20 protein-coding genes are annotated in these 26,103 nt (G+C 57.0%); 3 read left to right on the top strand and 17 right to left on the bottom strand.

Translation table 11 applies throughout. The features are described from left to right. Positions 1–48: 48 nt before the first annotated feature. Positions 49–1,338 carry a hemolysin family protein gene (locus B9Y55_RS03010; RefSeq protein WP_085543882.1) on the top strand — a complete coding sequence of 430 codons (1,290 nt, stop codon included), beginning with the start codon at positions 49–51 and terminating at the stop codon, positions 1,336–1,338. Between the two features lie 294 nt (positions 1,339–1,632). Here B9Y55_RS03010 and B9Y55_RS03005 read toward each other — a convergent pair whose 3' ends face one another. From B9Y55_RS03005 to B9Y55_RS02960, 10 genes are all read right to left on the bottom strand, one after another. Further along, positions 1,633–2,346, bottom strand: coding sequence for a sulfite exporter TauE/SafE family protein (locus B9Y55_RS03005; RefSeq protein ID WP_234986114.1), 714 nt, complete (start codon positions 2,344–2,346; stop codon positions 1,633–1,635). An 11-nt stretch (positions 2,347–2,357) separates the two neighbouring features. Then, positions 2,358–4,505, bottom strand: a complete 2,148-nt coding sequence (locus B9Y55_RS03000) for a methyl-accepting chemotaxis protein (RefSeq protein WP_085543880.1) — start codon at positions 4,503–4,505, stop codon at positions 2,358–2,360. Positions 4,506–4,522: 17 nt separating this feature from the next. Next, positions 4,523–5,617 (bottom strand): transaldolase, encoded by a 1,095-nt coding sequence (gene tal / locus B9Y55_RS02995; RefSeq protein WP_085543879.1) that lies wholly within the window; start codon positions 5,615–5,617, stop codon positions 4,523–4,525. A 272-nt stretch (positions 5,618–5,889) separates the two neighbouring features. Beyond that, positions 5,890–8,025, bottom strand: coding sequence for a methyl-accepting chemotaxis protein (locus tag B9Y55_RS02990; protein WP_234986111.1), 2,136 nt, complete (start codon positions 8,023–8,025; stop codon positions 5,890–5,892). A gap of 176 nt (positions 8,026–8,201) precedes the next feature. Further along, on the bottom strand, positions 8,202–8,729 hold the full coding sequence (locus tag B9Y55_RS02985) for a hypothetical protein (RefSeq protein WP_085543877.1): 528 nt from the start codon (positions 8,727–8,729) through the stop codon (positions 8,202–8,204). Positions 8,730–8,919: 190 nt separating this feature from the next. Beyond that, complete coding sequence (locus tag B9Y55_RS02980; protein ID WP_085543876.1) at positions 8,920–11,031, bottom strand: methyl-accepting chemotaxis protein; 2,112 nt, start codon at positions 11,029–11,031, stop codon at positions 8,920–8,922. A 134-nt stretch (positions 11,032–11,165) separates the two neighbouring features. Continuing rightward, on the bottom strand, positions 11,166–12,038 hold the full coding sequence (gene speE / locus B9Y55_RS02975; RefSeq protein WP_085543875.1) for a polyamine aminopropyltransferase: 873 nt from the start codon (positions 12,036–12,038) through the stop codon (positions 11,166–11,168). 75 nt (positions 12,039–12,113) lie between these two features. Further along, the gene (locus tag B9Y55_RS02970; RefSeq protein WP_085543874.1) at positions 12,114–12,716 is read right to left on the bottom strand and encodes a lytic transglycosylase domain-containing protein; all 603 of its coding nucleotides are present in this window, start codon (positions 12,714–12,716) and stop codon (positions 12,114–12,116) included. Further along, complete coding sequence (locus B9Y55_RS02965; RefSeq protein WP_085543873.1) at positions 12,703–14,661, bottom strand: Hsp70 family protein; 1,959 nt, start codon at positions 14,659–14,661, stop codon at positions 12,703–12,705. Before B9Y55_RS02965 ends, B9Y55_RS02970 begins: the two co-directional genes overlap by 14 nt. Further along, the gene (locus tag B9Y55_RS02960; protein ID WP_085543872.1) at positions 14,658–15,437 is read right to left on the bottom strand and encodes a hypothetical protein; all 780 of its coding nucleotides are present in this window, start codon (positions 15,435–15,437) and stop codon (positions 14,658–14,660) included. Before B9Y55_RS02960 ends, B9Y55_RS02965 begins: the two co-directional genes overlap by 4 nt. Positions 15,438–15,519: 82 nt before the next feature. Between B9Y55_RS02960 and B9Y55_RS02955 the strand changes: the two genes are divergently transcribed. After that, on the top strand, positions 15,520–16,005 hold the full coding sequence (locus B9Y55_RS02955) for a hypothetical protein (RefSeq protein WP_085543871.1): 486 nt from the start codon (positions 15,520–15,522) through the stop codon (positions 16,003–16,005). Here the strand turns inward: B9Y55_RS02955 and B9Y55_RS02950 are convergent. Both B9Y55_RS02950 and B9Y55_RS02945 read right to left on the bottom strand, forming a co-directional pair. After that, positions 15,995–16,372, bottom strand: coding sequence for a hypothetical protein (locus B9Y55_RS02950; RefSeq protein WP_085543870.1), 378 nt, complete (start codon positions 16,370–16,372; stop codon positions 15,995–15,997). The two genes, B9Y55_RS02955 and B9Y55_RS02950, sit on opposite strands and share 11 nt — an antisense overlap. Continuing rightward, positions 16,369–17,490: a flagellar assembly protein T N-terminal domain-containing protein gene (locus B9Y55_RS02945; protein ID WP_085543869.1), complete on the bottom strand. Its 1,122-nt coding sequence runs from the start codon at positions 17,488–17,490 to the stop codon at positions 16,369–16,371. The genes B9Y55_RS02950 and B9Y55_RS02945 overlap by 4 nt, the downstream gene beginning before the upstream one ends. Before the next feature lie 291 nt (positions 17,491–17,781). Between B9Y55_RS02945 and B9Y55_RS02940 the strand changes: the two genes are divergently transcribed. Then, positions 17,782–18,294: a hypothetical protein gene (locus tag B9Y55_RS02940; protein WP_085543868.1), complete on the top strand. Its 513-nt coding sequence runs from the start codon at positions 17,782–17,784 to the stop codon at positions 18,292–18,294. A 34-nt stretch (positions 18,295–18,328) separates the two neighbouring features. Here B9Y55_RS02940 and B9Y55_RS02935 read toward each other — a convergent pair whose 3' ends face one another. The 5 genes from B9Y55_RS02935 to B9Y55_RS02915 form a co-directional block, all read right to left on the bottom strand. After that, entirely contained in the window at positions 18,329–19,090 is a 762-nt protein-coding gene (locus B9Y55_RS02935) for a hypothetical protein (RefSeq protein ID WP_085543867.1), read from the bottom strand. Positions 19,091–19,361: 271 nt separating this feature from the next. After that, positions 19,362–20,294: a D-alanine--D-alanine ligase family protein gene (locus B9Y55_RS02930; RefSeq protein ID WP_085543866.1), complete on the bottom strand. Its 933-nt coding sequence runs from the start codon at positions 20,292–20,294 to the stop codon at positions 19,362–19,364. Positions 20,295–20,296: 2 nt separating this feature from the next. Further along, positions 20,297–21,538, bottom strand: a complete 1,242-nt coding sequence (locus B9Y55_RS02925; protein WP_085543865.1) for a glutamate-5-semialdehyde dehydrogenase — start codon at positions 21,536–21,538, stop codon at positions 20,297–20,299. A 21-nt stretch (positions 21,539–21,559) separates the two neighbouring features. Continuing rightward, positions 21,560–22,681: a glutamate 5-kinase gene (proB, locus tag B9Y55_RS02920; protein WP_085543864.1), complete on the bottom strand. Its 1,122-nt coding sequence runs from the start codon at positions 22,679–22,681 to the stop codon at positions 21,560–21,562. A 167-nt stretch (positions 22,682–22,848) separates the two neighbouring features. Then, complete coding sequence (locus tag B9Y55_RS02915; protein ID WP_085543863.1) at positions 22,849–26,073, bottom strand: AsmA-like C-terminal region-containing protein; 3,225 nt, start codon at positions 26,071–26,073, stop codon at positions 22,849–22,851. Positions 26,074–26,103: the final 30 nt, after the last annotated feature.

Genomic DNA, 26,103 nt, shown 5'->3' with positions numbered 1-26,103 from the left:
TGTGGGATAATGGACCGAATCAGCGACCAAAATTCGGAGGTAATATATATGGCAGGCGGCACAATATTCAGCTTCATAGTGGCCTTTGGGATCCTCTTCGCCCTCTCGGCCTTCTTCTCGGCCACCGACACGGCCTACTCCAGCGTAAACAAGATTCGACTCAGGAGGTTCATAGAGGAGGAAAGGCCAGGGGCCCAGACGGCCATGGAACTGGCGAAAGACTTTAACCGAACCATATCGGCGATCCTAATAGGGGGCAACATCGTCGATATACTGATAACATCCATAGCCACAGCGGTGCTCACCGCCATGTTCGGCCCTATCGGCGCGGTCTACGCAACGGTCCTCATGACCATACTGATAATCCTGTTCGGCGAGATAATGCCCAAAGCGCTGGTCAAGGACAGGGCTGAGTCCTTCGCCCTCTTCGTGGCACCGATGGTAAAGTTCTTCGTCAAAATGCTAAACCCTGTATGCTGGTTTACCACCAAGGTAACCGTGGCGATGAGAAAAGGCAGAGGAGGACTGGAGCCAATTCCCAGCGTCACCCACGACGAGCTACTGGGAATAGTGGACACCATGGGGGAGGAAGGGGAGCTTCCGGCGTCGGAGAGGGAGCTTGTGGAGAACTCGGTCAACTTCAACGGCCTTGAGGTCTGGGAGGTCCAGACTCCCAGGGTGGATCTTTTCGCCATAGACATAGAGGACGACCCCACCACCGTGACCGGCCTCATCCTGGCAAACCACTACTCCCGTATACCGGTCTATGAGGGATCGGTGGACAACATAGTGGGGGTCCTATACGAAAAGGACTACCTGGCCTCGGTTATAGCGGGGGAAAAACCGGACGTAAAAAAGCTGATGAGGCGTCCTATTCTTATAGCGGGCAGCGCAAGCCTGATGGACAGCCTGAAGATTCTCCGGTCGAGCCACACCCACATGGCGGTGGTACTGGACGAATACGGCGGTACATCGGGAATAGTTACGTTAGAGGACCTGCTGGAGGAGCTGGTAGGCGAGCTCTACGACGAACACGACGACATAAAGGAAAACGTGACGAAGATAGAGGAAAACGTCTACATGGCTAACGGGGACATCTACCTGAGACAGCTTTTCGAGAACTTTCTCAAATATCCCGACATACCGGAAACCGAGTCGACCACCCTCAGCGGATGGCTACTGGAGGGATTCAAGACCCTCCCTGAGCCTGGAGCGGAGATAACCTGGGAAAACCTCCGCTTTCAGGTCGCCAAGCTATCGGGACAGAGAATCCAGAAGGTGAGGATCTTCAGGGAAAAAATAGAGAAGCCGCCTCAGGAGGACTACCAGGGGGAATAGACGAAAGGAGGGGGGCCGAGACTCGGTCCCCCTCCTTTATCTATATGGGCATCTCTAAAAATTGGCCTTTGAGTCACCTCGGAGAGACCGTTCCGCCTACGCCCTGTCTCGCCCAATCGTATACTCGACCTGCCTGTTTCGTACGAACCGCCTCGGAGGGCACGTCCTGTGCCCCCTCGGCTTGGGGCGACGTCCTGTCGCCCCATTCATACTACACAACGGCATGTCGAGTATACGGGCTCGAATGGGCTCCGTCAGAACGGTCTCTCCGAGGATGAGCGTTTTTAGAGGTTCCTACATGTTAGACAGCACCATCACCGAGCCTGTCGCGGCTATGAGAAGGAGAGTCATCTTTCTGAAAACCCTCTCAGGGAGGAGCTTCGCTCCCTTGATGCCGATCCAGGTCCCTAGCAGCAATACCGGCACGTAGGCCCCGGTCACCATCATGACCTGGCCGGTAAGGACGCCCCGATAGAGGTACAGCCCTATGGTGAACAGGTTTAGGGAGAGGAAATAGGCCGCCAGGTTTGCCCTGAACTCGTCCTTATCGACACCCTGATTGGACAGAAAAAGCACCACTGGAGGACCGCTCATAGACAGACTGCCGTTCAAGACACCGCTCACAAGCCCTATAGGAAGGAGAGCCCACAGCCTGTAGGGCAGTGGCTTCCTCCATCCCGACATCATGACCAGAGAGACCAAGACGATAAATCCCCCTACGAACAGCCGAAAGGACCGAGGATCGAGGGCGGTGAGTATCCATATGCCCACCGGCAGGGTCAAAACCCCTCCAGCCAGAATAGGCAGCACCTTCCTGAAATCCAGAGAGCCCCAGCAGTCCTTCAGGACCATCACGTTAAGCCCTAAACTCACCAGAACCAGCATAGGTATGACCACCTGCTGAGGCAGAAAAAACAGGAGGAAAGGGGCTGCAACCAGGGAAAAGGCGAAGCCAGCACAGCCCTGAACCACGCTGCCGGCGAGTATGGCCACCCCCCCTAAGACCATAGAGGACACCGTCAGGATCGCTCCACAGGGGCCAAGCCCCCTTCTCTGTCCACCTTAAAGGCCTTCACCAGATCGACTAGTTCGTCGGACCGACCGGACATCATCTGAGCCTCGTCGGAGACCCCACCGGAGGCCCTGGCTGTCTCATCGGTGGCGGTCCTGACGTTATCCATCATATCGGACACATCGACGATGGTACGGGAGACCGACTCTATCGCCGAGGCCATCTCCTGACTGGACTTAGACTGGGACTCAGACACCTGGGCTATCTCGCCTATGGCCTCCGCCGCCCTGTCCACCTGCTCAAGGACCGATCCGAGCTTCTCCCTGGCCTGTTCCGCCCGGGCGACCACGCCGTCCACCATGGACTCGGTCTCCTCCGCCACCGTCACCGACTTACGGGCCTTATCTATAAGGATGTCTATAAGCTTCTCGACCTCCTGAGCGGCCTTAGCGGACTCCTCCGCCAGCTTACGGACCTCCTCAGCAACCACAGCAAAGCCTCTGCCAGCCTCTCCTGCCCGAGCCGCCTCTATGGCGGCGTTCAGGGCCAGAAGGTTGGTCTGGTCCGCTATAGTGGTTATGGTGCTGACGAACTTGACTATAGACTCAACCGACGTAGCCAGATCGGAGATGTTCTCCTTTGTCCTGGCGGTCTGATCGCCAAGTCCCTGGACATCGTCGATGGTCTTGGCCATCTGGGCCACCGCATCGTTGGTGCTTTTTCTGGAGCTCTCTCCTGCATCGGCGGCGTCCTGAGCGGACTTGGCGGCCCTCTCGGAGCCTGCGGCTATCTCCTGTATCCCTGCGGAGGACTGCTGTAAAGAAGCGGCTCCCGCCTCCGCCAGCTCCGCCACCTTATCCACGGCGTTTTGGACCTCCGTCATAGAGGCGTTCATCTCCTCCGCCAGAGCCGCTAAGGTCCCTGCTCCGTCGGAAAACTGACCGGACCGGTCGAGGATCTGACGAACCACGTCCCTCTGCCGTTCCATCATCTCCGACAGGGCCTCTGCCATGGCGTTCATCTCCCCGGAGCTACCGACGTTAAAGTCGGACCTGTCCACGGTGAGGTCTCCGTCTCTGCCCCTCTCGGCAAAGCGGATAACCGATTTTATCGGAGAAGTCACGCTTCTGGACAGGATAAAGCCTAAGCCTAGAGCCAGAACTATGCCCACGAGGACCGCCACGGAGGAGGTCTTTATCGCCCTAGAAGACACCTCTCTGCCCGAGTTCACCGAGGCGACGGTCTCCCTCTGGTTTGCCGATATAACCTGGTCCATAGCGGCGGCCACCGCCTCCTGAGCGAAGGCCATCTCCCCTCGGTAGAAGCCCGCCATCTCCCCGTAGACCGTAACCGACTGATCCGCCACTTCCGAGGCGTTTTTAAAGAGCCTCCTCATGACCGAGAGAGGGGAGAGAATCCGGCTGACGTAGGCCATCTCCAGCCTATCACGAAGAATCTCCTCCGGGACCCGTCCCTTCTGGCCGATCAGCTTGTTTATGAAGTCCGCTCCCTTATGGATCTTTTGATGTTCGAGGTTCATGAGCTTGAATATATCTTTCAGTCGAGAGTTGTTTATATCGAAACTCGCCAGAAATTTTCCCAGATCGCACTTGGTGTGGTCGAGCTGTCCCATAAATGGAGTCTGGGTGACGATCGCCTCGCTCAGGTCTATGACCCAGTCCTCGTGAAGGGACAAAAGCACCGCCAGATCCGCCTTAAACAGGGTCGGGCTCTCTATGCCAAGCTCGTCCATCTTTCCGCAAAGGGCCAAAAACCCGTCGACTCCGTCCTTCCAGCCGCTCCAGGCGGGAGCAAAGCCCTCCCATGCCTGCTGCTCCATGTTAGATTTAGGAAGGGCGGAAAACCGACCTATAAGCGATTCCGCCTTACCAAAGCGATCGAAAATATCTCCGTAGAGGGCCAAACGACTGTCGGGAGGGAGGCCCTCCTGAATTAGCTGGGCACAGTCCTCGGCTATCTTAAGCTGCTCGGTGTGAATAAGGGACACTATGTTCATCCCCTCCATCCTCACCGCCGCCAGCTCTTCCACCACGTCGGAGACCTTTACCAGGCCTCGGTATCCCGACAACCCGACGATCCCGCAGATCACGGCTACCAGGAGGAACCCTCCTGTAAGTTTTGTGGATATTTTCAAACTATATCACCGACCTTCTAGCTTAAAGAAGCCTTCGTCTTTATGGCACCCATCAGGTCGTCAAAGGCGGACACAAAAGCGGACACCCCCTGGTCCATAAGGGAAGAGGTGACCTGATCCAGATCAATGCCCGAATCGGCCATAGCCTCTCTCCTGGACACCGCACCGTCCAGATCTCTGCCTATCCGATCCTCCACCACTCCGTGGTCCATAAAGGCCTTCATGGTAGCGGGAGGCACGGTGTTCACCGTATAGGGCCCCATAAGCTCCTCCACGTAAAAGGTATCCCGGTAGGACTGGCTTTTAGTCCCGGTGCTGGCCCAGAGCATCCTCTGAGGACAGGCCCCTTTATCCGCTAAAGCATCCCACCGGGAGGAGGAGAAAACATCCCCCCAGCCGGAGTAGGCCAGTCGAGCGTTATCGACACCGCTACAGGTCACCATACTCCCTAAGCCTTTGGCCTCAAGGACCGGGTCAAGGGCGGAGTCGAGACGGCTGACGAACAAAGATGCCACCGACCGCACCGACGAGACGTCCTCTCCCCTCGCCAGCCGCTTCTCCAGACCTCCTATATAGGCCTGGTTGACCTTCCTCGACTGATCTAAGGAGAATATCAAAGTGGCGTTTACCGATATCCCCAAGGAGGTGGCCTGCTCTATGGCGGCGATACCTGCCTCGGTGGCTGGGATCTTTATCATGACGTTCGGACGGCCTAAAAGCTTCTTCAACCTGACCGCCTGTTCCACCGTGCCATCCCTATCGTCCGCTAGACGGGGGTCGACCTCGAGGCTGACGTACCCGTCGAGGCCACCGGTGGTCTGAAACACCGGAAGAAGGATATCGGCGGCCCTGCCTACATCGTCCAGGACCAGCTCTTCGTATATCTCCTCCGTCGATAGGCCAGCCCTCGAGAAGGCTGAGATAGGACCGTCGTACTCCTGGCCCTCCCCTATGGACTTCCTGAATATAGCAGGATTGGAGGTCACTCCCCGAACCCCCTGGGAGACCATATCCAAAAGCCCACCGGAGTCGATAAGCTCCCTGCTGATAAAATCACACCATATGCTCTGCCCCAGTTCTGAGACCTTCCAAAGTACGCTCAAATCCACCATCCCTTTCGATCTAAAAGACTAGAGGGCACATCTAAAAACTCACCGTTGAGTCCCCTCGGAGAGACCGTCCCGCCTGCGCCCTGTTTCGCCCAATCGTATACTCGACCTGCCTGCTCCGTACGAACCGCCTCGGAGGGCACGTCCTGTGCCCCCTCGGTTTGGGGCGACGTCCTGTCGCCCCATTCGTACTACACGACGGCAGGTCGAGTATACGGGCTCAAATGGGCTACGTCGGAACGATCTCTCCGAGGATTAGAGTTTCTAGAGATACCCTAGAGCTCCGCCAGACCTTTTTCCGACTTCAATCTGTAGCCGGAGGTCAGCTCCTTCAGTTCCTCAAGTCTCCTCTCCTGCCCTTTTCTTATGCTCTCAAGCTCTTTCAGCTTCTGGGCCATAACCTCACCGGCGGTCCTCATCTCCTTTGCGGACTCGCTGCCGTTGTTGAGCATAGAGGCTATCCCATCCACCGACTTCGCTATCTCCTGGGTGCTGGCGGACTGTTCCTGAGACGCCGCGGCGATGGATTGAATCCCTTCCGCCATAGATGCCACACCGTCTGCCGCATCCCTGATCTCCGACGCCGCCTGATCGGACCGACGAAGAAGGTCCTCCATCATGGCCCCCGCCTCCTTGGTATCCTTGGCGGCGACTAACATATCCTGCTGGACCTTGTCTATAACGTTTTTGATGCTCGACGCGGCGTTATTGCTCTCCTCCGCCAGCTTTCTGACCTCCTCCGCCACCACCGCGAAGCCTCTGCCCGCCTCCCCCGCCCGTGCCGCCTCTATGGCGGCGTTCAGGGCCAGAAGGTTGGTCTGGTCGGCGATGGTAACTATGGTGTTCACGAAACCGGTGATACCTCCTACGGATCTCTCAAGCTCGTCTATGGCGTTAACCACCCTGGAGGTGGCCTCACCTGCCCCGGCGGTTCCGGAGGTAACATCATCGACGGCCTTACGGCCCTGCACGGCGTTTTCCGACACCGATTGAGCTTTTTCGCTCAGTTCGGTGACCACCTGGGTAGAGCTGGCAACCCCGGAGGAAACCTCCTCCACCCCGGCGTTGGTCTCCTCGGCGGAAGAGGCGATAGATTCCACCATGTCCGCAACGGTCTTAGACGCTCCCTCAACCGAACCTAGAGCCCTGTGGACCTCGTCGGCTATATCGCTCATGGCCCGAGACCCCTGGGCGAACTGGCGGTTCATGCCATCCACCTTTGTGACCAGCTTACGGTATTCAGCTATTATGCGACCGAAGGCCACCATCACCCGATCTATCTCGTTTCGGCTCCCCTCAACTGCGTTTACCTCCACCGAAAGGTCGCCCTCGGCGACCCGGTCGGCGACGGCGACCACCTTCTTAAGAGGAGACACCAGCTTGACCACTATCCAGGTCAACAGCGCAAGCCCCAGCAGGGCCAAAGGCAGGGTCCAGAGGAGAAGCCCTCTTTGCATAGCTCCGACAGGAGCCAGGGCCAGATCGGCGTTTACCACCACCATGATAAACCAGGGAACTCCCTCTATGCCTTGTATATATCCTCTGGAGTTTCTGCCGTTAAAGACGTACTCCAGCGCCACAGGTTCGGGAGAGGAGAAGACCCCGCTGGCCACGCAGGCCTCCCACAGAGCGGGAGCGCTGTCTTTCATCCTAACACCGGGCTCCAGCTTGGGATGAGCGACAATAGAGCCCTCGCCGTCCATAACCAGGCCGTAGCTTCCCTCCCCTAGGCTGGCGGCCATAACCCTGTCCTCCACTGGCTTAAGAGAGGTCCCTGAGAAGAGAACCATTCGGATATTGCCCTCCACGTCGGGCACCCCTTTGTAACACCCTGCGTAGGGCTGTCCTCCGAGCCACACTATCTCCTCGTAAACCCCTCTATTTTCGACGGTGTTTTTATACACCGTGCTGCCCTTTTCAAAAAGCCCTCCCAGCAGGAGCTTCCCGTCCTGGTCCGTCAAGGTCGTGGCCACCCTGATCAACCCCTCCTCGGTGACCTGAAAAATCGAGAACTGGGAGTCCATAGCGGCCTGCCAACCCTCGACCATAGCCTGATCGCCGGTTATAGGATGAAGGCCGTTGTCCATGACGAAGATCTTACTGACCTGCCTGTCGCCCACCTGTACCACGTCTTCGTTTCCGAAAATCCTCTTCCCTTCGAGCCTCTGTACGATAATGTTGACGAAAGACTCGTTGGATCTCCTAAGACTGGCTATCTCCTGAGCTACACCGACCTGAAGGCTCTCGACGAACCCCAGCCCTCCATCGTCGATAGTACGCCCCAGCATCCTGCCGGCACGAACCGACGCTACCCCCACCACCACCGCCAAAAGCAGGGCGATCATAACCCCCACCACCGAGGCCACCTGCACCCCAACCGACATTCCACGACGTCTATCCAAGACCTTCACGGCCATACCTCCTCTTCGACAAGGTTTCGGAAACCTAACAAAACATCCTTTGAGTATATCGTCTCAGACAAATATCCGCTACGATGAGTCTAAAGAATCTAAAAGTCCGTGTCAATCGAAATAGAGACCAACAAAAAAAAAGAGGGGGAATTCCCCCTCTTTTGGATGGATAAAACCTATCTCTCCGGCAGACCGAGCATCTCCGGTATATTGGCTACCTCGTGAAGCTCCTCTCTGTTGGAGAGATCCCAGGAGGATATGGACACCTTTCCAGGTCCAGGCTGACCGGTTCCGATAGCTATGACGCCACAGAGCATTATGGTGCTGACGCCTCTTGCGATACCCTGTTTTAAGGTCTTAGACAGCCCATCCACGTCGATAACGGGAAAACCCCACTGAGAACGGCCATACCGGCTCCTCAGAGCCTCAAGCTGGGCCAAAAGCCTTCGGTCTCCCGACCTCACCGCCCCGTCGACCAGCCTGTCGGCCCTCTTTCTATCGAGCCTGTCCAGCCTGTTAAGCTGGCGACCAAGTGCCCTTATCTCCTTCTCCAGCGCCTTTCTCTCCGCACCTTCCACAGACTCCACTCGGGCCAGCAGGCCCTCCATACGCTCCATAATCCCAACCCTGAGGGTCTCATGTTCGACGAAAAGGTCCAGATCCTCCCTGAGGGAGACACCGCCTGTTTCACGAAATACACTCATCGCTAAAATTCCTCCGTTTCGAACAAAAAGCCTCTGTCCATTGATCAGTATAGATCAGTGAGAGGGAATTTACATCGGCGATTTTACCGGTTTGAAAAGACCGAGAGGGCCTCTTCTGCTATGATTATCCCATGGAAAGAGGCAATCACAAAGGAATTTTAGGAAATATCACAGGTAAACCTGTCAAAAACTATCTGACCTGCACCGACCTGTTTTCCTCGGACAGCTTAAACCGCCTGACCAGGTCCATCATGGCTCCGGCGCTCTTAGCCACGTCCTGGGCCTCCTGAGAGACGCTCTCCGACGCCCTGGCGGTCTCCTCCGAGGCCTCCCGGATCGACTCTATCATCCTCACGGTCTCCAGGTTTCCTCTGCCGATCTGATCCATAGAGGAGGCCATCTCCTCCGAGGACGCCGCCTGTTCCTCCGCCACAGCGGCGATGCTCTGGATGGACTCGTTGACCACATGGGCGATCTCCGCCGCTCTCCCCAGCTGTTCCTGAGCGGAGCGGGCCGTATTCATCGCACCTTCGAGGATAGAGCCGGTCCTCTCGGTGGCCTCTATGGACTGCTGGGAGCTGGACTGGAGGAGGGATATAATCTTGCCTACATTCTCCGCGGAGCGGGCTGACTCCTCCGCCAGCTTTCGGACCTCGTCGGCTACGACGGCGAACCCTCGGCCCGCCTCTCCCGCCCTTGCCGCCTCGATGGCGGCGTTCAGAGCCAGCAGGTTTGTCTGGTCGGCTATTCTGGTGATGTCCCCCACAAAACCTCCGATAGAGTCCACCGACTCTCCCAGGCTCTTTATCCTGACTATGCTATCCTCGGAGACCGATCTAGCCTCCTCCATACGGCCTATGGCCTCCACCACCTTTTCGACGGCCTTTTGATTCTCATCGGAGCTCTTCTGAGAGGCCTCCGCCCCTTCGGTAGCGGACCGGGCGGTCATCTGTGCGCTCTCCGCCACCTCCTGCACCGACGCCTCCCCCTCCGAGAGGGCTGCGGAGTTCTTATCCGCCATGGCGGTCACCTTCTCAACGGAGGCCCATATCTCCTCCATAGATGCGTTAGACTGCTGGGAGAAAGCCGCCAGAGAGCTGGACCTATCGGACACCGTCTGAGCCTCTTTGGTTATCTCCACAACCATGTTCCGAAGCCCTTGGATCATCGAGCTGAGGGAGTCCGCCAGCAGGCCCACCTCGTCGGAGGATCGGGTCTGAAAATCATCTCTGGAGATGGACAGATCACCATCTTTAGCCCTCTCCGCCAGAGCGGAGGCCACCTTCACCGGTCGAACCACCTTGCCCACGAAGACCAGGATAACCCCGGATAACAGGAGAAGGGCTACACATCCGACCAGGATACCCTGAAACAGTATGGACCGAGCGTCTCTGTATATCATGTCGTAGGGAAGGGCTATCTCCACCGACCAGGGAGATCCGTATCTGTCGACCGCCACAGGCTGAAAGGTCTCGTAGACCTTATCCCCTGTCACGGCGGAGACCACAGTACGGCTGAAAAGCTTTCCACCGGTCACCGCCGCCATAGCCTCCGAATCGCTTAAGGTCGTCCCTACCAGCGACCTGTCGGGATAGGCCACGTAGGTTCCAAGGTCCGAGAGAAGGCCGGCGTAGCCGGTGCCAAAGGGCTTTATGGACGCAAACAGAGCCTGAAAGGTCTCCATGGCTATGTCCACCCCAACCACCCCTATGGGTTTGCCGTCAAGTAGAACGGGCACGCAGAGGGAGGTCATCATGACCATCTTTCCGCCTACCTCCCACTCGGCAGGGTCGAAGATGAGGGGCTTGCCGGTCTTAATGGGAACCAGATAATAGTCCGAGGTCTCGTACTCTACCGAGGGATCCAGAATAATAGAGCCCTCGGAGCGAACCAGGTAGGGAATAAAACGTCCTGTGTGATCGTGGCCCGGCTTGCCGACGTACTGGTCGTCCTTGCCGTCGAAAGCCCCTGGCTCAAACACAGCCCAGGCCCCTAGCAGCTGAGGGTTGGACTCCACCGTAGCCCGAAGGAGGGATATACCCAGCTCCCTGTCCGCCATTCCCTGAGAGACCAGCGTCGCCATGTTCACCGACAGATCCCTTCCGTGGGTCAAGGCCCTCCCCAGATACTCGGACACCTGAGTCCCGTAGCGTATGGAGGTCTCCTCCCCTATGCGGTAGGCGCTCTCCAGAGCCATCTCCCCGGCCCGATATGTCAGTATACCTACCGCCAGGGCGAAGGCCAAAAAGGACACCGAGATTATCACTCCGAGAAGTTTAGCTTTCAGTCCCCAAGATCTCATACACACACCTCCCAAAAAAATTACCGATCTGTATGGATAATTCTACCACCATAGGGCACGTATCCGTAGTTACTTTTGTACCAAAGCGAAAAGGATCGAGGCCCCTTTTAGGACTCGATCCTTTTCGACGGAGATCAGTAGTTGCTTATTACGTCCTCCTCCCCTGAGAGCATACGGGAGAGAAATGGAGGCATGGCGAAAGAACCTCGGTGTATATCGGAGGTGTAGTACTTCAAGCCCTCTGGAGCTTCCCTGAGAGGCTCGGAGGGGTCGTGTTTCTTCGATCCAATGGCGTAGACCCACATCCCAGAGGGGTAGGTAGGCATAAAACCCAGATAGGTATGGACCGAGGGAAAGACCTCCTTCATTGCACCGTAGGCGGGAACCATTATGGCCGCGTCGGTGAAGGGAGACTCTATATGGGTGACCATAAAGCCGTCCTCCGACAGAGCGTCCCAGACATCCCTATAAAAAGGTGACTGAAAAAGCCCTGCCGCCATATCCACCGGATCGGTAGCGTCGACGATAATGACGTCGAACTCCCCCTTGTGGTCCTTCATGTAGACCATAGCGTCCATAGGACGGATCTCCGCCTTAGGGTGGTCCATAGCACAGCTCACCGAGGGAAAAAACTCCCTGGAGGTGTTTATGACCTCTTCATCTATGTCCACCAAAACCGCCCTCTCCACCGAGTCGTGGCGGACCACCTCTCTCAGGGTTCCACCGTCCCCTCCACCGACTATGAGAACCTTTTTAGGGTCAGGATGGGAGCACAGGGCCACGTGGGCCATCATCTCGTGATAGCAGAACTCGTCCTTCTCGGTCAGCTGGATAGCCCCGTCCAGGACCAGCATCCTTCCGTATTCGGCGGTCTCTAGGGCCATAATCGACTGATAGGGACTCTCTTTTCTAACCAGCTCTCTGTTCACCCTCAGGGACAGACGAAGGTGGCGAGAGGACTCCTCGGTAAACCACACCTCGTTGTATCTTTTATCTCGGGAAGTCATAAAAAAACCCCTTTCGTATATTCCGGCTAACTCCGGTCGACCTATTCTATACGGTCAAACCAGCTATGTACACGGTCAGCGGCCGAGCCGCTTTTTAAGCAAACCTACCTGCTCGGAGTAATACCTGTGAATAGACTCACGGTAAGAGGGAACGTTCCTTCCCCTGTAAATATCCAGAGCCCTGTCCACGTCGCCGCCGCTTCGCTGCATAGCCTCTCGGAGTATGTAGGACCCTACGTATATGTTAGCCCTGGACCTCAGAAGCCTAGCGGGGGATTTTACCGTGGGAAACACCCTGGGAATCCAGCTTCCGTTGGCACGCCAGTTGACCTGCATCAGGCCATAGGCAACGCCGCTTTTGGCCTTGACCCTCACGGTGGACTCTTTGACTATTATGGAGGACACCAAAAAAGGGTCCAGCTTATACTTACGGGAAATGGCGTCCACCAAAGAGGCGTACCCTCCCGCCGCCTTGCCGCTCAAGGTAGGGTTTTTCGTCCTGAAATAGTGGGACATAACTTCGACCCTGGCCTTGGCGTATTTATTGGAGCGACGGCCCTCCATGTACTTCCAGGCTGAACTCCCCTTAAAGCCCGAGTAGGCCTGCCCCTGGGAGGACAGACACAGAAGCAATATCACCGCTATAAGCCTCAGTAGAACCGATCTAACCTTTTCCATAGGAGCCTCCCTCTATCTGGTTTATCAGGGACAATCCTTTGATCTCCTCCTCCACCACCTCTCTTATCGAAGACATAAGCTCCGGCTCGACAGCGGCCCACTCCCGACGGATCGCCTCGTCCACCCCTTGGGCTATAGAGACCCTGGCCTTTTCGACGGTTTTTCTCATAGGACCTTCGGACATCAAAAACCGGGATAAAACCGAATTGACGGGCACTTTCTCCAGCTTCTCCCTTATCGACTTTCTGCCAAAAACGTAGCCTCCCAGACCTATGGCAGCGCCAGCCAATAGCCCAGGGATACCGGTGGCTATTAGAGCTATACCTCCACCGCCGCACAGAGATGCCGTAACCAGCCCAACCACGATCCCTATAACGCCGTCCAGAGAGTCCACCAGCCCCTTGATAGGGGAGAGCCTCCCAAGATCCACCGCCTTTAGGAGATCGGCCTCACCTTCCCCGAGGGCCAAATTCAGATCCCGAGGGAGAGACTTGATCCCCTTATCCTTGAACCACCGGGCCATCATCTCCACCGTGGCCTTAGGGATTGTCCGGGCAGCTCTGTCCATGTGAGATCTTAAAAGGCCGTCCATCTCCTCCTTTACCGAATCGATACCCGATTCCATCGAACCTCTAAGCCGGGAAAGGCTTCCACCGTTGGCTCGGTAGTCCATCAGGACCGGAACCACCACCTTCTCGATCATAAGGGAGGATAACTCGAGAGAACCTTCCTGGGCAGCCTTAGAGAGCAACCTGTCCACCACCTCAGACCGAATCTTCCCCATAAAATCGGGCAAAGACCCTCTCAACGCGGCGATAGATCTGTCATTTCTGCTCCTCAGAGCGGGAAGCAGGGACAACCCTCTTGCCACCACCCCATAGGGCTGATCGCTCCTGATCAGCCTGGCGTCGGGCAATAGATCTCGAACCATATCGGGAATAAAGGGCCAAAGGCAGCTCCCTCCCGCCAGAATCACCGTCTTGGCACCTCGTCCTCTGGATATCAGCTGGGAAACTCTATGAAGCAGGTTCTCAGGGCCGTTCATACCGGGACAGTTGACCCCTATGGATCTAAGCATCTGGTCCGTAGGCCGATAGTCCGACGCCATGGAGATAAACTCCTCCCATCTAAGGTGTCTTATGGCACCGTAGGTTCCGGCGGTTCTCGTCCAGATCTCCTCCCTATCTCTGGACATAGTGTCGGAAAACCCCTCCTTCAGCACCCTGCTCCAGTACCAGTGAACGAAGTATTCCCTTCCAGGATCCTCCGATAGATTGACCAGCTCGGGGTTCGCCTGCACCAATATCTGATAGAACAGGTCGTCGAAGAGCCGCCCTCCCATAGCCCAGTCGCCCCAGGAGTCCTTTACATCCAGCTTCTCAAGGAGGGCGGCGTCGAAGGTTCCGCCGCCAAAGTCCAGAACCAACACCGACCCCATGGCCTCCGAAGGGGACATATCCCCTTGAGACAGGTGGAAAAGCAGCGCCCCTAAAGGCTCCTCCACCGTATTAACCTCGCCGTATCCCGCCTGTTCTGCCGCCTTTTTAACCGCCAAAACGTAGGACTCGGAGGCCTGGCAGGGAACTCCGAAGAAGACGTCCCGCTCCATAGGGTTGAAGACTATATTCATCCTCCTGGCGTCCTCTCTGACTTGAGACAGGAAATCCACCGCCCCCTTAAAGGCCCGTTCGTCCACGTCTATCTCAGGTTTGAACCTGGTGAGAAGGCTGTAGTGGGCTCTCTCCTCCTCCGAGGCCTCCCCCCAGGTACTCAGAGCCTGGGCTCCCACCAGAGGAGACCTTCCCTCTCTGTACAGAATTGCCGTGTCCATTCCGGTACTGCCGGAGATAAAGTCCACCGGAGAGGGAATAAGGTCGTCGTGGGGACACTTGCAGAAGTAGGAGTTAGAGGTCCCAAAATCCACCGCCAGGACCGGACGGCTCATCGGAGGGCCCTCCGAACGACCCCTTTTTCCAGGACAACCCCGTCTTTCACGATCGGAGCCCTCTCCTCCATCACAGGATCCCCTTCGTCGTAATAACCGAAAGGCTCGTATCGATCGAGAAGATCGGCACTCCAGCTAAACACCGAGGGACCTGAGGGATTCACGAAGGAAGGGGTTCCTCTCAGCCCCTCGTACCCCCCGTTAGCCGCCTCTATGAGAAGCCCCTCGGCGGCTGCCACCAGACCGTCAGGAGAGGCGTTTTTAAGGTCGTACAGCGCCCTGGCTATATCGCCATCGTTTTTCCTAGCCTGCTCCACCGGCTTAGCCGTCGTCGCCTCTATGGTCTTAAAGGTCAACTCCGCCAAAAGGGCGAGGTGAGCCCGGGCCCGGCCCATATCGGGAACCTCTTTAGGTCTGGCAAAGAAAACAGCCCCTACCGCCCCTAACAAGGCACCTATAGCCCCTATCCACTGAGCAGGAACCCAGGTCGCCGGTAGGGGAGGAAGAACCAACTCCACCGCAAAGGCCCCCAGAACCGCCCCTAAAGCCACCGAGACCGCCAGAGATCGGCGATCTACGTATTTGGTCCCAGGAAAAGGACCGGGATCGAGCTTCAGATCCATAAGAGCGATAGCCCCCTCCCTTGAGGGATCCTCCTGGACTATCTGGTCTATAACCGAGTTTAACGTTTTCCGCCAGGCCCTCTCCATAGGATCCTCACCGGGAAGGACCTTCAGACCGTTCAGCCCCTCGTCGGCGGCCTTCAAATAATCCACCTAAATCACCTCTTTTTTAAGCTAGGCCGAGTCCGTCGACCTTGTATAATACTAACACCCCATCTAGAAAGGAGGAGGACCTATGATACTGAAAGCGCTTTTGACCCTCCTGTTCCTGATAGCAGGTATTCTGGCAGGACTGTCAGGGGGCAAAAAGCCCCCTGCACCTCAACCACCGGGATACGTGGAGGCAGACCACCGAGAGGCCCAGCCTGTATTCCCGAAAACGACCGACGAGCCACAGGGGGAACCCCAAAAAACCGAGCCCCCTCGGTCCTATCGGATAGAGGGGGTCGGATCGAGGGAAAAAATCCCGGTAGAGCTGCCTGAGGGCTCCTGGACGGTCTCCGACGACGATCCCCCAAAGAGCACGATAAAGCTGCCGAAAGAGCTGGAGGACCTGGGCAAAAAGGCCAAAGAACAGCTGGACGCCCTGGACGAGGCCACTAGAAACTCGGTAAAATCGGTCCTGGACTCCATCAACCTGGAGGAACTGGACCCCGACGAGGCCACCATAAGGCCTAAAGGTGACGGAGTGGAGCTCAAGTTCTCCATCCCTACCGATTGATCGTAAGCCCCTTAACCCGCTCTAAAGGAAACCAGGCCCACAGAACGTAGTCTCCGTCCCTCTCTCCACCGGTGACGACAACCTCTTTAAACAGATCCTCGCCGATATCCAGGTTCTCCGGCAGATCTAAGCCGGTCAGCTCGGAGGAGACACGAAACACGTTCATAAAGAGGGAAAGCCTGGCGGCCCTCTGAGATCTGAGCCTCGAGGAAGGGCTCCCCTGGTCTGACAGAGGGACCCTTCCCTCGACGAGCACCAGCCCTCTCTCCCAGTCCACCAGACCGTGCTCAAACTGTTGGACCTCCTGGGCACCTAAAGGGTAGACAGCTAAAAACACCGTGATAATCGCCAGTCCCAGCATCTTCACCGCACTCGCCTCGCTCCCACGGTAGCGGCGGTAAGGTCCAGTACCTCCAGACCTGCCTTATCCAGGATAACCGCCACATCCTCGGCGGTTCCGTCCACCGACACGTCCAGTTCGAGCCTGCCGGACCGGAAGGACCTCCGGTAGACCCCTACTATACCGGGAGAATCCCGCAAAGTGGCCTCAAGATCCCTGAGGGCACCGAAGTCAAGCCCCTCCACTGTGACCCTCACGTTCCGCCCCGGGACCCCGGAGGAGCCGCCGGTAAGGGCGTAGGCCACCTCGTTCACCAGAGAGAGGGAAGCCCTGTCGGCGGCCTCTTTAAGGCCCTTTATGGCCCCGTCCTCCTCGCTCATGCCCTTCGTCCGAACGTCTGGCACCTCCACGCCTAGGCTCTGTCCCGTCTGAGCTATGACCGCCTTCAGCTTAAAGAGGGTCCTAACCCCGTGGATGGTCTGACCGGATATCTTCTGTCTGGTAAAAGAGGACGACTGGCCTTTGCCGTAGAGGATAACGTCGGCATCGAAATCCCTGGCCAGCTCCGCCAGGGCGGTATCGTCGCCGGATATCCTTGCGGCCTCCGCCTTTTTCGCCGCTATAGCGTCCAACTGTCCCTTGTCGAGCATCAGATAGCCCGCCTTCTGAAAGGCCGACTCCACCTGTCCCTCGGAGGCAACCAGAAAGGGCCTGTTTCCTCCTATAACCTCGTCCACCAGGACAACCACCCTGGGATTTCCAAGGGCGTCTATAACCGCCGGGCCTAAAACACCGTCCAGAGCCTTCTCCTCGACCACACACCTTCCCAGGAGATACAGTATATCGCCCTCGACCCACTCTCTCGTTATGGTCAGGTCCTTTACCAGCCCCTGAGAGCTGGAGAACACCCGATCTCGCACCACCTGAAAGTCCTTCATCTCGGTGATGCCCTCCACCCTGGCCCCTATGGCCTTCTCCAGGGCGTTCCTGTAAAGCTGTCTTTTAGCGGACTCTCTGGCGGCCGCTCTGTTGCCGTCCAGAATAGCCGCCTCTCCCTGAGCCTCGACGGTGGATCCGAAAGACGCCACCGGCGACAGGACGCAGGCGATCACACAACATAGGGCAAAAAGCTTTCTTCCGATCATAATGGAACCTCCTCTCCTAATAAGGGCTGGATTTTTTACTCTGTTTTTTCTATACTATGATCTTGGCACCCCTAAGTCAACGAGGTCACATTATAGGCGGGAAACTGGTATAATGCTTCATCGGGAAGGTGGGTTTAAAGTCTATCCTGTTTTTATCGAAAAGATTTTCACAAGATAACGAAACAGGCTGGATTTTATGCTATCATTTTCCCTATACGAAGGCATCGAAGGACAGACAGGAGACATAATTCTCCGGCGTTTGTCCGCCGGACAGCAAAAGGAGATGGGATAATGTACGAAGACGACAACATCAAGGCGAAGGATCAGAACGAGGAACTTATGGCGGACGAAATGGTGACAGAGGAAGAGGAGATGGAGCAGGACTTCGACGACTGCTGCTGCAACTCCGACTACGACTCCTGTTCCGGAGGGGAGAGCAAGGTCAAGAAGTACGGCCTTCTCATCCTCATGGCGGTTATCTTCCTTGGGCTGTTCTCGGGAATCATGCTCAGGCTGGACCGACTTGAGGACAAAATGGCCACAGCCAGCAAGGACATAGCCACCGCCGAAGCCACCATGGTCGAGAAGACCAGCGCCATGGAGGCCAGCCTGGCGGAGATCAACGAGACCTTCAAGTCCATGGAGGCCCGCCTTGACGTGATCGCCAAAGCGAACACCGGTGCCATCGACGCAGTCGAGGAGATGAAAGAGCTCTACAAGTCCACCGATCAGGTCCTCAGAGAGACCTTGGTCGCCAGGGACCAGCTTATCAGGGAGATCATCAGCAACCTCAGGCTTCCTTAATAAAAAAAGAGACCCTTTTTTGGGTCTCTTTTTTTTATCCTGCCTGACTATCCTCGTCTCCGAAGAGAGATGGAATCGCCTTAGACCGCCGAACTCCTTTGCCGTACCGGAGAAACACCTCGTCCCCTCGCCTCTCCAGCTCGTATCCCACCGCCCCCATCGCCAGAGCCTGCCTGTGACAATCAAGGTCCTTAGCGGATATCTTCAGAGGAAGATGACGGGATATGACCATAGGATCGTCCAGGTCCTGCCAGGTTATAAAGCGATTATGGCCGCCGTAGAGCTTCTTGCAGGCCACCACGTAATACCCCTCCGCCAGAACGTTTTTAAGGCTCGCCCAGTTTCTAGGCGACACGGTGGATATTACGTACTTTCTCCTGGAGGGGACGAAGGACCCCGACGCCTCTATGAGCATCCTGTGGAGGCCGTTGCCCCGGTAATCCCGATCCACCACCACGATATCCCTCATAGCGAAAGACTCTAGAGGCCAGTCCTCCAGATAGGTGCCCTCAAGCACCTTAGCCATATCCTCCATAACCCAGGAAAAAATACACATAGCCACCAACACCCCTGCGGCCCGAACCCCTAAGGCGAACCCCTCCCCTGAGAGGTTTCGCTCTATAGAGTTATCGGAGACATAGATATCCTCGTCGGCCACCTCGTTATACACCCTGGCGTTGAGAGCCATGACATCGTCGTAATCGGACATATCCAGACGACACAGTCGGGCGGGGACGGGGCGGCGATCTCCGTGACGGTGCAGGATAAGTAGCTTATTCTCATGATTAGATAACACGGAACATCCCTCCTCAGTTTAGTTACCCCCACAGACAATGAGAGTTTTCAGCGTTCTAAATAGGTAAACATAGGTAAATCGGATCAAAAACCGGATAAGGGAGATAATCGAAGGAAAAAGGCGATGGAAGAGCTTTTCAGGAGAAAAGACGAGTTACCCTGATATAAGTATAACACACACCTATACATATCATGCAACCTGACTTGCTTTTTTTACCTAGACGTAAAAGAGGCGGCAAAGCCCTGTAGGGCCCTACCGCCTCTTTGTATGGCTATCCCCTGAGGATCAGGGACTCCTCGACTATGTAGTCCAAAAGCTCGGGAAAGGAGTATCCCGCCGCCTTGGCCGCCTTAGGAACCAGGCTGTTGGAGGTCATCCCTGGAGCGGTATTGACCTCCAGCACCCACGGGCGACCATCGGGGTCCACCCTAAAATCCACCCTGGAGTATATGGAGCAACCTGAGGCCCGGTGGGCCGCACAGGCCTGGGAGGCCAGAAGCTCCGCCAGAGAAGGGGCCAGATCGGCAGGAGAGGTGTAACAGCTGCCGCCTCCGTACTTCGCCCGGTAGTCGTAAAAGCCCCCCTCAGGGGCTATCTCCACCGCCGGAAGGGCTCTGGGGACCCCTCTAAAATCGATCACCGCCACGGTTAGCTCTCTGCCTGGAACATAGGCCTCCACCAGAGCCCTGTCCTCCTGCTCCCAGGCCCCCCACAAGGCGGGAGACAGATCCTCCAGATGGGAGACTATAGAGGTCCCTACGGTGCTCCCACCACAGCAGGGCTTCACGACCAGCCCTCCCCAACGGAGGAGATCTTCAGAGAGATCGGGAAACTCCCCTTTATGGACCTCGAGCCCCCAAGGCACGTCTATGCCGGAGGACGAAAAAACCGCTTTAGACACCACCTTGTCCATAGCCACAGCACAGCCCACCGGTCCAGAGCCTGTGTAGGGAACTCCCGCCATATCCAGTACAGCCTGGATGTGGCCGTCCTCCCCCCAGCCTCCGTGGAGGGCTATGAAGAAAAGGTCGGGCCTCTTCTCCCTCAAAAGGTCGAAAACACCCTCCGAAGAGACAAGATCGACCTCCTGCACCGAATGGCCCGCCTCGGTCAGTCCTTGGGCCACCGCCCTGCCGCTTTCCAAAGAAACCGCCCTCTCCGGGCTGTTACCCCCACAGAGGACGGTTATGTTCCTTTTCGCCACGGCTAACCTCGGACCTGTCCTGAGCCTAGGACCCTGTATTTGACGGTTGTCAGGTGCTCCACCCCCATAGGACCTCTGGCGTGGAGCTTCTGGGTGCTTATGCCCATCTCCGCCCCAAAGCCGAAGACCGAACCGTCGGTAAACCGAGTGGAGGCGTTGACGTAAACCGACGAAGCGTCAACCTGGTCCAGAAACTTACGGGACGTCCCATAATCACCGGTGACGATGGCCTCGCTGTGGCCTGAGCCGTAGCGATCTATGTGGTCTATCGCCTCCTCCACCGAGTCCACCATCTTGACCGACAGGATCAGGGCAAGGTACTCGGTATCCCAGTCCTCGTCGGTGGCGCTGGCCATGGACACCAGCGATCGAACCCTGCCGTCGCCTCTAAGCTCCACTCCCGCCTCCTCCATCGCCGAGGAGAGAAGAGGCAAAAAGGCAGGTGCCACCTCCGAGTGAACCAGCAAGGTCTCTATAGAGTTACACACCGATGGCCTCTGGGCCTTGGCGTTCACCGCGATATCCACCGCCATGCCCAGGTCCGCCGAGCGATCGACGTAGAGGTGGCACAGCCCCATACCGGTCATAATCACCGGAACCTTCGCGTGGACCCTCACCGCCTCCTTCAGGCCTTTACCTCCTCTGGGGATCAGGACGTCCAGATCGTCCAGCGCCATAAGGGCCTGAGTAGCCTCCCGACCGGGATCGTCCAGAAGCTGGACCGAATCCTCCGGGAAACCCGACTCCCTCAGGGCCCCTCTGATCAGCGACGCTATGGCACGGTTTGAGTTGACCGCCTCCCTGCCCCCTCTCAGGATAACGGCGTTCCCAGCCTTAAGGCAGAGCCCCGACGCATCGGCGGTCACGTTTGGCCGAGACTCGTAGATCATGCCGATCACACCTAGAGGGACCTTCACCCTGGAGATCTCCAGCCCCTGGTCGTTTATCCATCGGTCTCCCTTGCCCAGAGGATCGGGCAGGGCGGCGATCTCCTCCAGCCCCTTAGCCATAGACCGAACCCTGCCCTCGTCCAGGGAAAGCCTCTCCAGCAAAGGCTCGGACAGACCTCCAGCCCTTCCCTCCGCCAGATCCACTCCGTTGGCCCTGACTATCTCGTCGGTCCCTTTCAAGAGGGCCTCAGCCATTGCCATAAGCGCCCTGTCCCTATCCTTGCCGCTGGTCTGGGACACAAAACGGGACGCAACCTTCGCCGCGGTCCCCATATTCTTTAAACTGAACTCCATATCAAGATCCACTTCCTAACTCTAAATCACCGCGAGGTTGTCCCTGTGGACCACCTCGTCGAAATCCCGCTCCCCTAGGAGCGACTCTATCTCATCGCTCTGCCTGCCAAGTATGGCCAGCACATCGGCGCTATCGTAGTTCACCAGGCCCCTGGCCACCTCGTCGCCGTGGATGGCCTGAATGGAGACCATCTGACCTCTGTAAAAATCCCCTCTTACCGCTATTACCCCTGATGGAAGAAGGCTCCCCCCTCTTTCCTTAAGCGCCGTGACCGCACCATCGTCTATCACCAAGATCCCCTGAGGCCTGGCACCGGCGGCTATCCATCTCTTTCTGCCGTGGGTTCCCTCGGTGGAAGGGAGAAAAAGGGTGCCTAAATCCTCCCCCTCCACTATCCGCCTCACCACCCTATCCTCCCCTCCGCTGGCTATGATCATAGGGATACCTGCCGGGAGGGCGATATCGGCGGCAGCCAGTTTGGTGTACATACCGCCGCTGGCGAAGCTGGAACCTCTTCCGGTGGAGTTTTGCCTTATCTCCTCCGATATGTGGTCCACCACCGGAAGCAGTTTTGCGTCGGGGTTATCCTTAGGATTTCTGTCGTAAAGGCCGTCGATATCGGACAGTATTATAAGCAAATCGGCCTGAACCGCCACCGCCACCAGGGCGGACAGGGTATCGTTGTCGCCGAACTTTATCTCCTCCACCGCCACGGTGTCGTTTTCGTTTATAACAGGGACGACCCCGAGCTCCAGCAATCCGCACAGGGTATTTCTTATGTTCAGATACCTAGGCCTATCGTCGAAAGCGTCCCTGGTGAGCAACACTTGCCCCACGGTCTGGCCGTACTCTCCGAAGAACTTCTCGTACATCTGCATGAGAGACGCCTGTCCCACCGCCGCAAGGGCCTGTTTCATAGGCAGAGTCGACGGCCTCTCTCTGAGCCCCATCCGTCCAACCCCAGCTCCTACCGCACCGGAGGTTATGAGGACCACGTCCTTCCCCTGATTGTGGAGATCCGACAACGCCCGGGCCAGCCTCTCCATACGGAAAAGGTTCAGCTTGCCGGTGTCGTGGGTTATGGTGCTGGTGCCGACTTTTACCACGATCCTCCTACAGTTCTTCAAATCCGATCTATCCATAGGGCTCACCTCAATACAGTTATAAGTTTAGGGGACTCTAAAAACTGACGTTTGGAGTCCCTCGGGGAGACCGTCCCGCCTGTGCCCTGTTTCGGTCGAGTATACGGGCTCGAATGGGCCCTGTCGGAACGATCTCCCCGAGGACCGGCGTTTTCAGAGAACCCCCTTTAATTGCCCCCTCCGAAAAGGTTCTGAAGGACCTTCCCCGCCTCCTGCTCTAAAGCGTCTTTAAGCTGGTCCTCCAGGTTCTTAGGCTCCTCCTGAGGAACGGGCTGAGCTGGCACCGGCGGCTGAGGCTGAGGCTGAATAGACGCCCCAGGAGCCTCCTGAACCTGCTCGGGGGCTATCTTTGAGGGCCCTACTTTAAGGCCCTTCACCGACGACGAGTCGAGGGTCCCGGCAACCTTAAAGGAAATATCCCTGAAATCGTCTTTAGATATACCCTGCTGGGCTCCTCCGAGGGCACCGCCTATTATGGCGGCGATGGTACCCGCGCCGCCCCCTAGAACTCCGCCAACTCCAGCGCCTACGACGGCGTTTAAGAGCCTCATATTGACCTCACCGGCACAATCCAGATCGAGCTTTCTGTCTGGACCGATAACTCCCGACGAGACGAAGGACCGATATATAGGATCGCCATCGTGGGCCTCCACAGAGGCTTTATCCAGGACAAACCGGTCGTCTATAACCTGAAAGGCCCCTTTTGCGGAACGATAGCGAATGCCGTCGGTGCCGTGAAGGGAAGCGGCGACCTGGGCCAGAGGAAAGCCCACTACCTGACCTCCTCCAAGCTCGGCGGTGCCTTTGCCTTTAAAGCTAAAGGGAGAGAGAACCCCTGCTCCCTCGAACTGGGCCTTTCCTACACCGGTCACAGTGCCATCGGTACCGGCGAAATCCCTGATAAGAGGTGCCACGTCGGTTCCGGAAACCGAGACCTTTTTGGAGAATTTGAGGCTATCCAGATCGATCCAGCCCGATCCTACCACCGAACCTCCGTAGAGCTCGGCGGTAGCGGAGGGTATAGTCAGCCTATTGCCTTTGAGCTCCAGAGGATAGCTGACGTTCTTCAAAGACAGGTTCATAACGGTCAGGACAGGGGCGGTTATCCGGCCTCCACCCTCAACCGACTTACCGTCGACAGACCCCTTAAAGGAGAGGGACAGCTTCCCCCCTAGACCGTAGGACTGGGCCTCCGGCAATCCCTGAGAGGCTTTAGTCAGGTCGAGATCGGTGCCGGAAAGCTGGAACTCCCCTTTATATGCTTTCCCGTCGAAAGAACCGCTCATGGAGAAAGGGCTTCCTCCTACCGACGCCTTGGCCTCCTTCAAGGTCACAGATGTCCCTTTAGAGACTAATGAGGCCCCAAAGCCGTCGACCCCAAGGCCCCAGGCGACAGCCTTAGGGACAGAGATGGAGACCGCCAGCTCGGGATCGGCGACGGAGCCCTTAACGGTCACCTGAGCGGACAGAGCACCGGAGATAGGCAGGTCCAGAACCTTATCCAGTCCTATGCCGTCGCCCTTCAGGGCCAGTTCCACCGTCGGGGAATCGCCCAGTCCCAAAGATCCCGATGCCGAGAGGGCACCGCCGGAGACCGACGCCGAACCGGTCAGATCCACGGCCTTAGCTGTTCCTTTGACCTTAAGATCCACCTTATCCACGTCCATCGGGCCAAAAGTCACCTTAGGCGACCGAAGCCCCAGCTGAAGGGAGGGGTCCGCCAGCTTGCCGCCCACGGAGAAATCCAGATCGACCCTGCCTTTTGCGTCAACCCCGAGCTCCGGCAAGGAGGCCAGGTTCAGCCCCTTCATCTCTCCTTTAAAGGACCCCGAGGGATCCTGAGACATAGCCACCTTCCCCGACAGGGCAAGAGGAGCTCCTCGCCAGGTCGCCTGGGCGGAGGGGATCTCCAGATCGGTCCCCTTGAGGACGAACTTCACCGACGGAGCCTCTATAACCTGGTCGAATCCCGAAAGGGACGGAGAGCTCACGGTGCCGGTTATGGAGGGAGATGTCAGTGCCCCTTTTATGGACATATCCATATCTATCTCCCCTGCCACAGGAAGAGGACCCCTCAACACCGAAGCGATCAGGTCGGTAGGGACCTTCCTGACCTTAAATAGCAGCTTAGCCTCGGGACCTCCCTTACCGAAAGACAGACCGCCTTCCAGGTAAGCAGGCTGACCCTGAAACACCGTTTTAGCGGAGACCGTCGCCTTACCGTCGGGGGCGAGGGCCACCGAAGCCCAGCTTTGGGAAAGACCGTATCCCATGACATTTAGGGACTCGGCCCTCGCCTTTAAAGTGCCTTTGAGCTTATCCACAGGCCCATCAAGGGCCACCGAAAGTGACTGGACCACCCCTGAAAGTTCCTCCGGTATCTGAGGATAGGAGGACCTCAGCTTATCGAGATCGGCGTTGGACGCGTCCATCTTCAGGTCTATAACCGGACTCTCCGGGCCAAACCGAGCGGAAAAAGCGCCTGAAAGGGGCACCCCAGCGACCACCGCCCTGAGGTCCTGTAAAGCCATAGACATATCCTGATAACTCAGACCGCCCTCCAGACCGCTCACCGGAAGGGCGGCTAAAACCCCGTCAAAAGCCATAGAGCCGGTTATAACCGGAGACTCTAGAGTTCCCCCTACATCGAAGGCCAAAGACCCGGTGCCGGAGGCCGAATCGGCAAGCTCGGGCCAAAGGCCGGTCAGATCGGCGAGACTCAGCTTGTCTATCCTCCCTTGGGCCGCTAAATCGGGAAACAGATCGCCTTTAGCGGTGATTTTACCTGAACCAACAGAAAGGTCCAGATCCCCGACGGTGAGAAAAGACCCGCCGTAGAGCCCTAGCACCTTACCTTTGACAGGAAGACCGCCGTAGGCCAGGTCCATATTTAGGTCGAAGGCGATCCCCCGATCGTCCTTAAATCGACCGGACAGATCCTTTATCTCCACCACTCCACCGGGGATTCCGAAAGACGAATCCACCAGGGAAACCGCCCCTACAGGCACCGACGGAACACCTCCTCCCTCGGAAGGAGGCAGGCTGTCCATAAGGGCGGTCACCTGATCCAGGTCGGTCGACAGGCCGGACAGGACGACCTTATCCACCACCGCTCCCCCTCGGACAAGGGCTATCAAGTTAATCTTGACCTCCAAAGAGGGCAGACCGACGGAATACTCTCCCTCCCTCTCCAAAGAGAGATCCGATATGACATACCCCTTAAGGGGATTTCCCGAAATATCCCCAATGGAAACCTTGGCCTGAAGGGTCTCGGTGAGGGCCTTAATCGCCTGATCTCTAACCACCCCCGTACCTAGGTCGGTCACGAACAGGGCGACTCCCGCTACCGCTAAAAAGGCCGCCGACAGAGCTGCTAACTTTCCTTTGCTCAATTTTATCCCTCCCTATATGATAGGTTTTAC

Source organism: Dethiosulfovibrio salsuginis (assembly GCF_900177735.1).
Taxonomy (GTDB): Bacteria; Synergistota; Synergistia; order Synergistales; family Dethiosulfovibrionaceae; genus Dethiosulfovibrio; species Dethiosulfovibrio salsuginis.
Note: the sequence above shows the minus strand (reverse complement) of the source record. Positions and strands in the feature narration are given on the sequence as shown.